At 64.4% G+C, this 12,334-nt stretch carries 11 protein-coding genes; 4 read left to right on the forward strand and 7 right to left on the reverse strand.

Going from position 1 to position 12,334, the window contains the following annotated elements; all coding sequences use genetic code 11:
• The first annotated feature begins 16 nt into the window (after positions 1 to 16).
• From AC0L21_RS27650 to AC0L21_RS27660, 3 genes are all read left to right on the forward strand, one after another.
• A complete protein-coding gene (locus AC0L21_RS27650; protein ID WP_473264861.1) occupies positions 17 to 889 on the forward strand; it encodes a carbohydrate ABC transporter permease in 873 nt (290 codons plus the stop codon).
• Entirely contained in the window at positions 886 to 1,737 is an 852-nt protein-coding gene (locus tag AC0L21_RS27655) for a carbohydrate ABC transporter permease (protein WP_106942006.1), read from the forward strand. The genes AC0L21_RS27650 and AC0L21_RS27655 overlap by 4 nt, the downstream gene beginning before the upstream one ends.
• A gap of 113 nt (positions 1,738 to 1,850) precedes the next feature.
• The gene (locus AC0L21_RS27660; RefSeq protein ID WP_473264862.1) at positions 1,851 to 2,843 is read left to right on the forward strand and encodes a hypothetical protein; all 993 of its coding nucleotides are present in this window, start codon (positions 1,851 to 1,853) and stop codon (positions 2,841 to 2,843) included.
• Here the strand turns inward: AC0L21_RS27660 and AC0L21_RS27665 are convergent, their stop codons facing one another.
• The 6 genes from AC0L21_RS27665 to AC0L21_RS27690 form a co-directional block, all read right to left on the reverse strand.
• Positions 2,844 to 3,341 carry a DUF6622 family protein gene (locus AC0L21_RS27665; protein ID WP_473264863.1) on the reverse strand — a complete coding sequence of 166 codons (498 nt, stop codon included), beginning with the start codon at positions 3,339 to 3,341 and terminating at the stop codon, positions 2,844 to 2,846.
• 14 nt (positions 3,342 to 3,355) lie between these two features.
• Entirely contained in the window at positions 3,356 to 4,168 is an 813-nt protein-coding gene (locus AC0L21_RS27670) for an ABC transporter permease subunit (RefSeq protein WP_473264864.1), read from the reverse strand.
• 4 nt (positions 4,169 to 4,172) lie between these two features.
• Complete coding sequence (locus AC0L21_RS27675) at positions 4,173 to 5,087, reverse strand: ABC transporter permease (RefSeq protein ID WP_063994799.1); 915 nt, start codon at positions 5,085 to 5,087, stop codon at positions 4,173 to 4,175.
• Positions 5,084 to 6,253, reverse strand: coding sequence for an ABC transporter ATP-binding protein (locus AC0L21_RS27680; RefSeq protein WP_473264865.1), 1,170 nt, complete (start codon positions 6,251 to 6,253; stop codon positions 5,084 to 5,086). Before AC0L21_RS27680 ends, AC0L21_RS27675 begins: the two co-directional genes overlap by 4 nt.
• 75 nt (positions 6,254 to 6,328) lie before the next feature.
• Positions 6,329 to 7,789 (reverse strand): glycerol-3-phosphate dehydrogenase, encoded by a 1,461-nt coding sequence (locus AC0L21_RS27685; RefSeq protein WP_473264866.1) that lies wholly within the window; start codon positions 7,787 to 7,789, stop codon positions 6,329 to 6,331.
• Between the two features lie 141 nt (positions 7,790 to 7,930).
• On the reverse strand, positions 7,931 to 10,618 hold the full coding sequence (locus AC0L21_RS27690) for a sensor domain-containing protein (protein ID WP_473264867.1): 2,688 nt from the start codon (positions 10,616 to 10,618) through the stop codon (positions 7,931 to 7,933).
• A 202-nt stretch (positions 10,619 to 10,820) separates the two neighbouring features.
• Between AC0L21_RS27690 and AC0L21_RS27695 the strand changes: the two genes are divergently transcribed.
• Positions 10,821 to 11,924: an NAD(P)/FAD-dependent oxidoreductase gene (locus AC0L21_RS27695; protein WP_473264868.1), complete on the forward strand. Its 1,104-nt coding sequence runs from the start codon at positions 10,821 to 10,823 to the stop codon at positions 11,922 to 11,924.
• A 166-nt stretch (positions 11,925 to 12,090) separates the two neighbouring features.
• Here AC0L21_RS27695 and AC0L21_RS27700 read toward each other — a convergent pair whose 3' ends face one another.
• Positions 12,091 to 12,270, reverse strand: coding sequence for a YdcH family protein (locus AC0L21_RS27700; RefSeq protein ID WP_007596254.1), 180 nt, complete (start codon positions 12,268 to 12,270; stop codon positions 12,091 to 12,093).
• Positions 12,271 to 12,334 lie beyond the last annotated feature (64 nt).

Raw genomic sequence — 12,334 nt, forward strand, 5'->3', positions numbered from 1 at the left:
TCGGTGGGTATGCGATATGGCGATCACACTTTCCGGCTCAGACACAATTCCGGCCCCTCCCCTGTCGGCGCGCCTGACCACGCAGCAGGTCTGGGGCATCTTGCTGCTTGTGCCCTATCTACTCGTCTTCCTGGCCTTCGTCCTCTATCCCGTCGGCTACGGCCTGTGGCTGGCGCGCGATCCGGCGAACTATGTCGCGCTGTACAACGACCCGATCTTCGCGCGCGCCGCGGTCAACACGCTGATCTTCCTGGTCATCGGCATCAACGTGAAGATGCTGATCGCGCTGTTCCTGTCCGGCTTCTTCGCCCAGCAGCGCCCCTGGATCAAATGGCTGTCGGTGATCTTCATCCTGCCCTGGGCGGTGCCGTCGATCCCGACCATCCTGTCGGTCCGCTTCATGCTCAATCCCGAATGGGGCATGGTCAACCATTTCATCTTCTCCCTCACCGGCGATGACGGCCCGAACTGGCTGAACGATCCGACGGTCGCGCTGACCATGGCGATCGCCGTGCATATCTGGAAGTCGCTGCCGTTCTGGACGCTGATCCTGCTGACCGGGCGGCTCGCGATCGCGCAGGACCTGTACGAGGCGTCCGAGGTCGACGGCGCCAGTCCGTGGCAGAAATTCCGCTTCATCACCTGGCCGTCGATGCAGATGCTCTACGTCACCTGCACGCTGCTCTCGATGATCTGGACGCTCGGCGACTTCAACAGCGTCTATCTGCTTACCGGCGGCGGGCCGGCCGACCTCACGCATGTGCTGTCGACGCTCGGCATCCGCTATCTCCGGCTCGACCAGCTCTCGCTCGCGATGGCCTCCATCGTCTGCGCGATACCGTTCGTGCTGCCGCTGATGTACTTCATGATGAAACGGTTGTCGCGATGAAGCTTCCCACCCTCCGCGAAGTTGGTACCGAAGCCAAGCTCCTGCTGATCGGCATCCCGGTCTTCATCTGGACCATGATTCCGATCTACCACATGTTCCTCTTCGCGATCTCGCCGAAGGAGGACGCGTTCTCGGGCAAGCTGTGGCCGGATCATCCAACGCTGCACAACTTCCACATCGTGTTCTACCAGGAGCACTATTTCCTGCGCGACTTCTGGATCCAGTTCTGGAACTCGACTGTGATCGCACTGGCCGCCGGCGCGCTGACCTTGTTCATCGCGACCGCCGCCGCATTCTCGATCTCGCGGCTTAAGGTGCCGGGCGGCCGCTGGGTGATGAATCTCGCGCTGTTCACCTACTTCATCCCGGCGGCGTTCCTCGCCGTGCCGATGTACCGCACCATGGGCAATTACGGCCTGCTCAACAATCACTGGTCGCTGATCCTGGCCATGGTGACGATCGCCTCGCCTTACGCGATCTGGGTGCTGAAGCAGGCGTCCGACAAGCTGCCGGTCGAGCTCGACGAGGCCGCCGTGATGGACGGCGCGACCACGCTGCAGCTGTTCCGCCTGGTCTATGTGCCGCTGATGATGCCCTCGCTGGTCGCGATCGGTACCTATGCCGTGCTGCTGGCCTGGAACGAATATCTCTACGCGTTCCTGCTCTTGTCCAAGGACACCGACATCACGCTACCGGTCGCGCTCGGCAACTTCCTGGCCGCCGACGACTCGCCGTGGGAGCTGTTGATGACCACCGGCTTCATCTACGCGCTGCCGCCGGCCGCGGTCTATTACGCCTTCAAGCGCTACATGGTGGGCGGGCTCACGGCAGGTGCGGTGAAGTCCTGACGCAGCAGGACGGATCGGGACGCCGCAAGCACGGCGCTTGAGCAGGCCAGCGGACAATTGAAAGTTGTCCGCGCCTGCTCTAACTTGCAGCCCGCAAAGCCAGCGGGGCGCTCATGCGCGGCAACGATGCACTCCATCTCGGCCTGATGCTCGGGGCGCTCGCCGCGTCCTATCTGGTGCCGTTCGAGCTGTTGCTGCTGGCTTATGTCGTGCTCGGTCCAGCGCACTATTTCACCGAGATCTCATGGCTGCACGATCGCAGCTACTATCTGCCTCACCGCGGAATTGCCGCTGTCCTGGCGATTGTCGCCGTGGTCGCGGCCCTGATCGACAACGCATCCTGGTTCGGCTTCGCAATGTGGGGCGCGCTGGTCGTGTGTGCCATGCTGGCGGCCACCACCTCGGCGATCGAAAGCATGCTGCTGTTCATGGCGGCCATCGCGCTGTCCGCGATCATGTATTCGAGCGGGTCGTCACTCGCGGTCATCGGCATCCTGATTCCGACCCTGATCCACGTCTGCCTGTTCACGCTGATCTTCATGGTGCTCGGTGCCTACCGGTCCGGTAGCCGCGTGCAGGCCGCGCTGGTGGCCGTCTACCTTGTCGCGCTCGCCACGATTCTGCTGCTGCCGCCGACCGCCGAAGTCCGGATCGCAAGCTTTGCCCGCGTCGGACAGGACTACTTCGGCAATGTCGGCCCGGCCCTCGGCCGGCTGTTCGGCGTGCCAGGTCTCGTCCTCGACACCAGGCTGACCAGCCTGCTCGCGTTCGTCTACACCTATCATTATCTCAACTGGTTCATCAAAGCCGACGTGATCCGCTGGACCGCTGTGCCAAAGGCGCGCCTGGCGGCGATGGCCGGCGCCAGCGCCGTCTCGACCGCGCTGTACTTCTACGATTATGCCTTCGGCTTCACCTTCCTGCTGGCACTGAGCCTGATCCATATCCTGCTCGAATTTCCGCTCGACAGCCTCGCGCTGCGGCAGCTTGGATCCGCCGTCCACGGGGCGGTACGCGCGCGGTACGCAGAGCCCGCCGCGGCCTCCGGGACACGATCGCGTTCTACTGGCGCCAAAGCTGTGAAACGTGCATCCCGATCACACTGATTATCTCACCGCGCTCTTGCGGCGATACGCGATCAGCAGCGCGATCGTCGAACCGATGAAATAGCCGGCGGTGGCGCCTGAGATAGCGCGGCCGACGATGATGGCCAGCGCACGATCCCCCGCATCGATCGCCGAGATCACGCCGACCGCATATTGCGAGGCGAAGACAATCAGGTTGCGGACCAGACCAATTGGACTGCCCGGACGGATGATCTGCCCGGTCGCGTGATCCACGTCGAAAGGGCGCGGCGTCAATACACCTAGTGGCAGCAGCGCGAGTGCGGCCACGAACCATGCGGCCAGCGGCCATGCGCTGTCCTGATGCCCGAAGCCGATCCGAGACATCCCCCAGACGATGAACACCACTGGCACGATCAGCGCACGCCAGATCGGCGTCGTGCGCGGCTGCATTGCCTGCACACCTTGCCAGATGAGATAGGCAAGCAGTGCGAAGACCCATACCGGGGTATGCACCAGGACCTGATAGGCGAACGTCATCATCGCCTCCCCTCTCAAAGCGGCGCAGCGCTCTCGCCCTGCGAACTCGACAGTTTCGAGGCGAGCGAGGCGATCACGATGACGACCGCGATCAAGGCGATCACCAGCGTGCAGATCGCGTTGATCTCGGGCTTCACCCCCAGCCGCACCTCCGAATAGATCCGGATCGGCAGCGTCGCCGAACCCGGGCCGGTGGTGAAGCTCGCGATCACGAGATCGTCCAGCGACAGCGTGAAGGCGAGCATCCAGCCGGCGACGATCGCGGGCGCGATCAGCGGCAGCGTCACGGCCACGAACGCGCGCACCGGGTCGCAGCCGAGGTCCATCGCGGCCTCTTCCAAGCTGCGGTCGAGCGAGCCGAGGCGGGACTGGACGACGACGGCGACGAAGCACATCGTCAGCGTGGTGTGCGCGATCGTCACCGTCCAGAAGCCCCGCTCGGCGTTCAGCGCCACGAACAAGAGCAGCAGCGACAATCCGGTAATCACCTCCGGCATCACCAGCGGAGCGTAGAGCATGCCGGAGAACAGGGTGCGGCCGCGAAACCGCTCGCCGCGCGACAGCGCCAATGCGGCGAGCGTGCCGAGCAGGGTCGCAATGGTCGCCGAGGAGGCCGCGACGCGCAGGCTCATCCAGGCCGCCTCGATCATGGCACGGTCATTGAAGAACTCGTGATACCAGCGCAGCGACCAGCCGCCCCACACCGTCACCAGCCGCGAGGCGTTGAAGGAATAGATCACGAGGATCAGGATCGGCAGGTAGAGGAAGGCCAGGCCCAGCGCGAGCGAGGCGACGTTGAAGCGTGAAAGGCGGGAGACCTTGCGCATCGCCTCACCGCCCCTGTTCCAGCTGCCGCTTCTGCAGCCGCTCATACAGCAGCAGCGGGACCAGCAGCACCACCAACAGCACGATGGCCGCGGCCGAGGCGACCGGCCAGTCCTTGTTGGTGAAGAATTCGAGCCACAGGGTCTGGCCGATCATCAGGGAATTGGAGCCGGCCAACAGATCCGGAATGACGAACTCGCCGACGATCGGGATGAAGCACAGCAGCACGCCGGCGCCGACGCCGGGCAGCGACAGCGGGAAGGTGACGAGCCAGAACACCTGCCAGCGCGGCGCGCCGAGATCGGAGGCGGCCTCCTCCAGCACCGGCTCCATTTTGGCCAGCGTGGCGTAGAGCGGCAGGATCATGAACGGCAGGTAGGAATAGACGATGCCGATATACATCGCGCTGTCGGTGGAGAGCCATACCACGGGTTGGCTGACCAGATGCAGCGCCAGCAGGATCTGGTTGAGCAGGCCGTCATGCTGGAGGATGTTGATCCAGGCATAGATGCGGATCAGGAACGAGGTCCAGAACGGCACGATCACGAGTACCATCGCCACGGCTTGCCAGCGCGCCGGCAGCCGGGCCATGCCGTAGGCGATGGGATAACCGATCAGGAGCAACAGCGCCGTCGCGGTGACCGCGACGGTGAGGCTACGCACATAGGCGAACACGTAGATGTCGTCGGAGACGAGCAGCCTGAAATTGTCGATCGACAACGCGGCAAAGGCGGCCTTCAGCGCCCCCCATCCCGCCATCAGATCGAACACCGGCTCGTAAGGCGGCTGCGCGATCGCCGTCTGCGACAGGCTGATCTTCAGCACGAAGCCGAACGGCACCAGGAAGAAAAGCACCATCCAGACATAGGGCGCGATCGCGGCAAGGCGAGCCGGTCGCGCAAAAATGCGGCGCGCGCTCATGAGGGCAGCACCATGCAGTCGTCAGGCGTGAACCAGGCGACGACCGGCTGGTTCAGGCTGTAGGCGTCGACGTCAAGGCGCGCGCTGTTGGTGACCGAGGCCTGCAGCATCCCTCCGGCATCGAGCTTCACCTTGTAAGTGGTGGTTCCGCCGAGATAGCAGATGTCGGCGATCACGCCGTCCAGCTGGTTGATCGCCGTTTCATGACCGGCTTCCCTCACCGGACCACGGCGCGACAGCTTGATCTTCTCGGGGCGGATCGCAACCGATAATCTGACCTCACCGAACGGCCCGCGCGGCTCCGCCACCACCAGCGGTCCCGCATCACGCGTGCCTATGACCAGACGATGACCGTCGCGTAATTTGGACTCGGCGTCGAACAGGTTGATGTCGCCGACAAACTCCGCGATCCAGCGCGAGCGTGGCGCCTCGTAGAGTTCACGGGGACTCGCGACCTGCGCCAGCTTGCCGTCCCTCATCACGCCGATCCGGCTCGCCATCGTCATCGCCTCTTCCTGATCGTGGGTGACGATGATGAAGGTCATTCCGAGCCGGCGCTGCAGCTCCATCAGCTCGCCTTGGGTGTTTTCGCGCAGCTTCTTGTCCAGCGCTGCGAGCGGCTCATCGAGCAGCAGCAACTGTGGCCGTCGCGCCAGTGCGCGCGCCAACGCCACGCGTTGGCGCTGGCCCCCGGAGAGCTGGTCGGGCTTACGCTTCTCGAGCCCATCGAGCTTCACCAGCGCGACCATCTCCGCCACACGCATGGCGATGTCTGCGCGCGCCATGCCGGCGCGCTTCAGGCCGAAGGCGATGTTGTCGCGCACCGACAGGTGCGGAAACAGCGCGTAGTTCTGGAACATCATGTTGATCGGCCGCTCATGCGGCAGCGCCTGCGCGATGTCCTTGCCGCCGAGCAGGATGCGCCCTTGATCCGGCGCTTCGAAACCGGCGAGCATGCGCAGAAGCGTGGTCTTGCCGCAGCCGCTGGGCCCGAGCAGTGCAAAGAACTCGCCGGCCTTGATGTCGAGCGACACGCCGTCGACGGCCCGGAAGGTCCCGAACGTCTTGGCGACGCCCTCGATGCGCAGCAGCGGCTCGCCGGCCGCGAACTGCGTCTCTCCGACCGCATCCGCAGCAGCGTCTGTTCTGGGCAACTCGTCAGTCATGGTCCCTGCCAACCCCAATCCCGCCGCACGCTAGCGGCCGATCGTCCCTCACTCAACCGGTTAGACGCGGTTCGTTCACATCCCATTCGCCATGAACGCTGCCAGCGCATCGCATTCCTGCGCTGACATCGTCAGGCCGAGCTTGGAGCGGCGCCACAGGATGTCCTCGGGAAAACGCGCCCATTCGTGGGTCATGAGATAACGCACCTCGGCCCCGGTCAGTTCGGGACCGAAGGCGGGGCCGAGATCGTCCCGGGTCTTCGCCTCGGCAAGCACGGCCGATAGCCGCGAGCCATAGGCCGCGACGAGGCGCTGGGCCTGTGTCTCCGAGAGAAAGCGCCAGCGGTCACGCGCAAGATCGACCTCGGTGTCGAAACGGTCCCAGGCAAAATCTCCGCCCGGTAGCGCCGCGCCTGCGGTCCAGGGCGGCGACATCGGATAGAACGGCGTCAACTTCGTCACCGCACGCTCCGCCCGCAGGCGCGAGGTGGTGACGTCACCGCCGAACATCGTGATCAGCGGCGCCTTGCGCCGCCGCGCGTCGAACAGCGTCGTGCCATCACGTCCGCGCGCGGACGCCAGCGTCAGGTTGACGCCGGAGACCGCGCGCACCACGTCGGTCGGGGCAACGCGCTCGCGGAAATAGCGGCTGGCCGCTTCGCAGAGATAGCCGATGTCGGCCCCCGGCATCGCGACGATCGCGGGATCGCCGGTGAAATCGTGCGTGACTGTGCCGATCAGCGTGAAGTCGCGCTCGAAAGGGCTCGCGAAGATCAGCCGGCCATCGCTGTTCTGGAAGACGTAGACGTTATCGGAATCGAACAGCCGCGGGACGACGATCTGGCTCATCTGCATCGCCGCCATGGCGGGTTGCGGCTGCCGCAGCACGGTCTCCGCGACCATCGACGTCCAGCCGCCGGTGGCGTTGGCCAGTGCCCGGGCCGCGATCGTGCGGCGATGGCCGCGGTCGACGACCGCGAGCCGCCAAGTGTCGGTTCGATCGGCACGCACGCAGCGCGTTCCAGTCCGAATCACGGCGCCGCGCTCGGTCGCATCCAGTGCCGTGAGCACCACCAATCGGGAATCGTCGACGACGCAGTCCGAATATTCGAAGGCCGTGCCGAACGGTCGTTTCAGCGCGTTGCCGACCGGATGATGCGTGATGTCGAGGGTCGCCGTTGCAGGCAGGCCGCTCCGGCTGGTGAGGCTGTCGTAGAGCAGCAGGCCGACGCGCAGCAGCCATGGTGGGCGCTCCTCGGAATGCGCCGGGATCACGAAACGCATCGGCCGAACCAGATGCGGCGCGATCCGGATCCAGGTCCGGCGCTCGGCCAATGCCCGGCGCACCCGTCGGAAGCCGCGCCGTTCCAGGACCGAGAGATCGCCGTGGATCAGCCGTGGTGTTGCCGAGGACGCCGCGCCGCCCAGATCGCCCTGCTCCAACAGGATGACCCGCAGGCCGCGGCCGGCGGCATCGCGCGCGAGGCTGACACCGTTCAGGCCGCCGCCGATGATCGCAAGATCGTAATCCGCCATGAAGCCGTCGAATGGGAGCGAAAGAAACGCCCACCATCACTAGAGCCATTTCCGTTCCGATGAAATCGGAACGGGGGCTCAAGATTCTAGTTTGGCGCGTTTTCTTGACGCGAACCGGCATCTACTTCGCTCGAAAACGCTCTAGCCGGTCTTGAGCGCAAGCTCCATGACTTCGGCGCGACCGACGAGGCCGGCATATTTCCCGATCGGCAGGGGCTTGCCGAGCAAATAGCCCTGCACGCCGTCACAGCCTTCCGCGGCGAGGAAGGCGAGTTGTTCCAGCGTCTCGACGCCCTCGGCGACGATCGACATTTCCAGGCCATGGCCGAGGTCGATCACCGCGCGCACGATCGCCGCCGATTGCGGGTTGCGGCCGAGATTGATGATGAAGGCGCGGTCGATCTTGATCTTGTCGAACGGGAACGCCTGGAGATAGCTCAGCGAGGAATAACCGCTGCCGAAATCGTCCATGGAGATGCGGACGCCGAGCGCCTTGAGCCGGCGCAGCAGCGCCAGACCGCGATCGAAGTCCTCGATCAGCACGCCCTCGGTGATCTCGAGCTCGAGCCGGCCGGGTGCAAGACCCGTCTCGAGCAGGATGGAATGGACGAGCCCGACCACGTCGCCGTGCATGAACTGCGCCGGCGACAGGTTGACCGCGATCTGAAGCGGCGTCGGCCAGGACGCGGCCTCGCGGCACGCCTCGCGCAAGATCCACTCGCCCATCTCGACGATCAGGCCGCTTTCCTCCGCGATCGGAATGAATTCGGCCGGAGAGACCTGGCCACGCACCGGATGCTGCCAGCGTGCCAGCGCCTCGAAGCCGATGATCTCGCTCTCGGCGACGCTCTGGCCCGCAGCTCCCTGCGGCTGGAAGGCGAGCGAGAGCTCGCCGTTCTTGATCGCCATCGAAAGGTCCTGGTGCAGTACGCGGCGATCGCGTATCTGCTGGTCCATCTCCGGCTGGAACAGGCTGATCGTGCCGCGCGATTTCTGCTTGGCGCGAAACAGCGCCGCGCCGGCATTGGCGAGCAGCGAGGCGGCGTCGGCGCCGTTGTGCGGGAAGATCGACATGCCAGTGGTGACGCCGGCGCGAACCGGGCGGCCGTCGATCTGGAATTCCTTGGCGACGGCATCACCGATCTGCTGCGCCAGCGCGAGACCTGCCTCCGGCTGCTTGCCGTCGATGATCAGGCCGAACTCGTCGCCGGACAGGCGCGCCACAACACCGCCGCGCGCGGAGTCCTGGAGCCGCTGGGCCACCTCGACCAGGAGCTTGTCGCCGTGCGCATGACCGAAGACGTCGTTGACCTCCTTGAGGCCGTCGAGATCGACGCACAGAACCGCGAACTCCTCGCCGGTGCCCTCGCAGGCCTCGATCATCTGGGTCAACGCCTGCAGGAAAGCGGCACGGTTCGGCAAATCGGTGAGGCCGTCGTGATAGGCCATGTGCGCCATGCGCGACTCGGTCTGCCGGCGATCGGTGACGTCCTCGTGGGTCTTGATCAGATATTGCGGCTCGCCGGTGTCGCTCAGCACGGTGGCGCGGCGGGTGAGGAACAGCCGCAGCCCGTCCTTGGTGGAGATCGGGTGCTCTTCGGTGATCATCCCGCGCTTCTTGATCGCGGCTTCGTCGCGCGCGATGATCAGCTTGGCTTCCTTGGGATTGAAGATGTCGGACGCGGTCAGGCCCGTGGCTTCCTCGCGCCTGCGGTTGAGAATCGTCTCCGCGCTGCGGTTGGCGAGCAGGTAGCGGCCGTCCTTGACCTGCTCGACGATCAGGGCCACCGGGATGTTGTCGACCACGAGCTCCAGGAACTTCTTCGTGCTCTCCAGCTCCTTCGACAGCGAGCGGCGATCGGTGATGTCCTCGAACACGAGCATCAGGAATTCGGGCTTGTTGCTCTCGTTGCGGACCACGATCCGGATCGAGGCAACCATGCGCCGCTCACCGGCGCGGTCAACCTCGAATTCGTTGCGAAATTGGCCGTCCTGCGAATCGAGTGCCGCCCGGTCGGTCGCCTCGATGCTGTCCGCCGAGACTGGCGCAAACAGCTCGCGCGCGTTCTTGCCGACGACATGGTCGCGCGAGAAACCCCAGAACCGCTCATAAGCGCTGTTGGCGAAGATGTAGCGACCATCCTCGATGTTCTTCGCGGCCACGCAGGCCGGCACGTGGTCCAGCAATGTTTCCAGGAACTGCTTGGTGGAGGCGAGCTGCCGCGACAGCCTGCGCTGCTCGCTGACGTCCAGATGCGTCGTCACCGAGCCGCCATTGGGCAGCACGAAATATTTCACCAGGATGGCCCGCCCGTCCGGCAGTTCGGTGATCAAGCCGTTGGTGCTTGCCGCCTTCTCGTAGAACTCGTCGTTGGAGGCGCCGCCGAGCACACCGCGCTTGCGTCGCAGCTCGAGGAGTTCGTAGCCGTTCATGTTGGCCCAGAGATCCGACCGCGCCAGGCCATAAAGCTCGATATAGCGGTCGTTGCAGAAGATGATGCGCCGCTGTGCATCCGTCATCACCACGCCCTGGTTGAGATTGTTCATCGCGGAGGAGACGAAGGCATTGCGCCGCAGCTGCAGACGCCTGGTCCGGCGCAGCGAGGAATGGATCCACAGCGCGATCGCGACGAGGAACGAGCAAGTCACGACGCCCGCGATCAGGGCTTCCCAGATCACGTTGGGATCAAGCTCGCCGAGATAGCTCGGAGGGGTGAAGCTGTCCGAGAGGGCAAAGGCGCGCGCAGGCGCGACCGCTGCGGCCAGGCACACGGCGGCCTGCATCGCAATCGGAAGCGCGCTGCCCGCGTGCCAGTTCTTCTCAGCCATCAGCCACCCGCGATTTCAACGTCGGATTGTCTGGCCTCGTGGGTTTGGATCGGGTAAACGCCTGTACGCGCAACGGAAAAATGTGGCATCAAATACGGCAATTGCCCTGACATGATAAATTCTTCCTTAATGGAAAACGCTCCCGCGCCGCCGTTCCCAGGCGTGAGGCCTTGGTCGCTTCGAGCAGACGTCCTGCACAACCATGGATAAGGTCGACTGCGTCGTCATCGGAGCCGGCGTGATCGGGCTCGCGGTGGCTCGAAAGCTGGCGCAAGCCGGGCGCGAGGTGATCGTGCTCGAGCAAGCCGAGGCCATCGGCACCATCACCTCCTCGCGCAACAGCGAGGTGATCCATGCCGGCATCTACTACCGCGCCGGAAGCTGGATGGCGCGCATGTGCGTCGACGGCAAGCACGCGCTCTACCGTTACTGTTCCGAGCGCGGCATCCCGCACAGGAATTGCGGCAAGCTGATCGTCGCGACCAATCCGAAAGAGACCGAGAAGCTGCAATCGATCAAGGCGCATGCCGAGGCCAACGGCGTGCTCGACATGCAGCTGCTCACCGGCGATGCGGCACGCGCGCTGGAGCCGGCGCTCGCCTGCGACGCCGCGCTGCTGTCGCCGTCGACCGGCATCATCGACAGCCACGCCTACATGCTCTCGCTGCGCGGCGAAGCCGAGGAGGCGGGCGCGGCCTTCGCGTTTCACACCCCGCTGATCCGTGCCAAAGCGACCGCCGGCGTGATGGAGATCGAGGCGGGCGGCGAAGCGCCGATGACGCTGCAATGCAGCCTCCTCGTCAACGCCGCCGGGCTCTCGGCGACCACGGTGGCGCGCAACATCGAGGGCATGCCGCTGGAACGGATCCCGACGGCCTACCTCGCCAAGGGAAACTACTTCAGCTGCAATGCCAGGGCGCCGTTCTCGCGCCTGATCTATCCGGTACCCGAGCCCGGCGGGCTAGGGGTGCATCTGACGCTGGACATGGCCGGGCAGGCCCGTTTCGGCCCCGACGTCGAGTGGATCGAGACCATCGATTATGAGGTCGATCCCTCACGCGCCGAGCGCTTTTACCCGGCGATCCGCAAATACTGGCCGACATTGCCTGACGGCGCGCTCATGCCGAGCTATTCGGGTATCCGGCCGAAGATTGTGCCGCCAGCGGTAGCCACGCAGGATTTCTTGATGCAGGGCCCGCGCGATCACGGCGTCGAAGGCCTGATCAATCTGTTCGGCATCGAGTCGCCCGGATTGACGTCATCGCTCGCGATCGCGGATCACGTCGCCGACCTAGCAAATATGTAGTGTTTTAAAGCGATGAGGATTTCGGTGCGCGTAAAGAACCGCGTCCAGACAAGAAGCTAGGGCCGCGCAAATCCTTGCACGGTGCGCGCCCTACAGCAGGGATGAGCGCAAGGGCTCCCATCCCTGCCTGAAAGGGTGCGACCAACTCTAAGCTGTTACGGGGTTACTAGTGGAGCGTGTCGCCGTGCCTGAGACGCTCGATCTGGTCCTTGACCATCAACTTCCGGCGCTTCAACTCAACAATTTGCAGGTCGTCTGTTGAAAGGTGCACGAGAGCTTCGTGCAATTCGTTTTCGAGAGTTTTATGCTTCCGTTCCAATTCAACCAGATGTGCCTGAATTGTCATTCGAAACCTCCTCGGTAGGGGTGAACCTTGGATTCGACCGGACGAGGAAGTGTACATCACCGAT

It is taken from the genome of Bradyrhizobium sp. WSM4873 (assembly GCF_055811355.1).

Bases quoted from the DNA above. Each gene is read 5' to 3' on its own strand.
- AC0L21_RS27650 (WP_473264861.1), top strand. From the start codon at position 17: ATGGCGATCACACTTTCCGGCTCAGACACAATTCCGGCCCCTCCCCTG.
- AC0L21_RS27665 (WP_473264863.1), bottom strand. From the start codon at position 3,341: ATGACGTTCGCCTATCAGGTCCTGGTGCATACCCCGGTATGGGTCTTC.
- AC0L21_RS27680 (WP_473264865.1), bottom strand. From the start codon at position 6,253: ATGACTGACGAGTTGCCCAGAACAGACGCTGCTGCGGATGCGGTCGGA.
- AC0L21_RS27660 (WP_473264862.1), top strand. From the start codon at position 1,851: ATGCGCGGCAACGATGCACTCCATCTCGGCCTGATGCTCGGGGCGCTC.
- AC0L21_RS27700 (WP_007596254.1), bottom strand. From the start codon at position 12,270: ATGACAATTCAGGCACATCTGGTTGAATTGGAACGGAAGCATAAAACT.
- AC0L21_RS27695 (WP_473264868.1), top strand. From the start codon at position 10,821: ATGGATAAGGTCGACTGCGTCGTCATCGGAGCCGGCGTGATCGGGCTC.
- AC0L21_RS27655 (WP_106942006.1), top strand. From the start codon at position 886: ATGAAGCTTCCCACCCTCCGCGAAGTTGGTACCGAAGCCAAGCTCCTG.
- AC0L21_RS27685 (WP_473264866.1), bottom strand. From the start codon at position 7,789: ATGGCGGATTACGATCTTGCGATCATCGGCGGCGGCCTGAACGGTGTC.
- AC0L21_RS27690 (WP_473264867.1), bottom strand. From the start codon at position 10,618: ATGGCTGAGAAGAACTGGCACGCGGGCAGCGCGCTTCCGATTGCGATG.
- AC0L21_RS27670 (WP_473264864.1), bottom strand. From the start codon at position 4,168: ATGCGCAAGGTCTCCCGCCTTTCACGCTTCAACGTCGCCTCGCTCGCG.
- AC0L21_RS27675 (WP_063994799.1), bottom strand. From the start codon at position 5,087: ATGAGCGCGCGCCGCATTTTTGCGCGACCGGCTCGCCTTGCCGCGATC.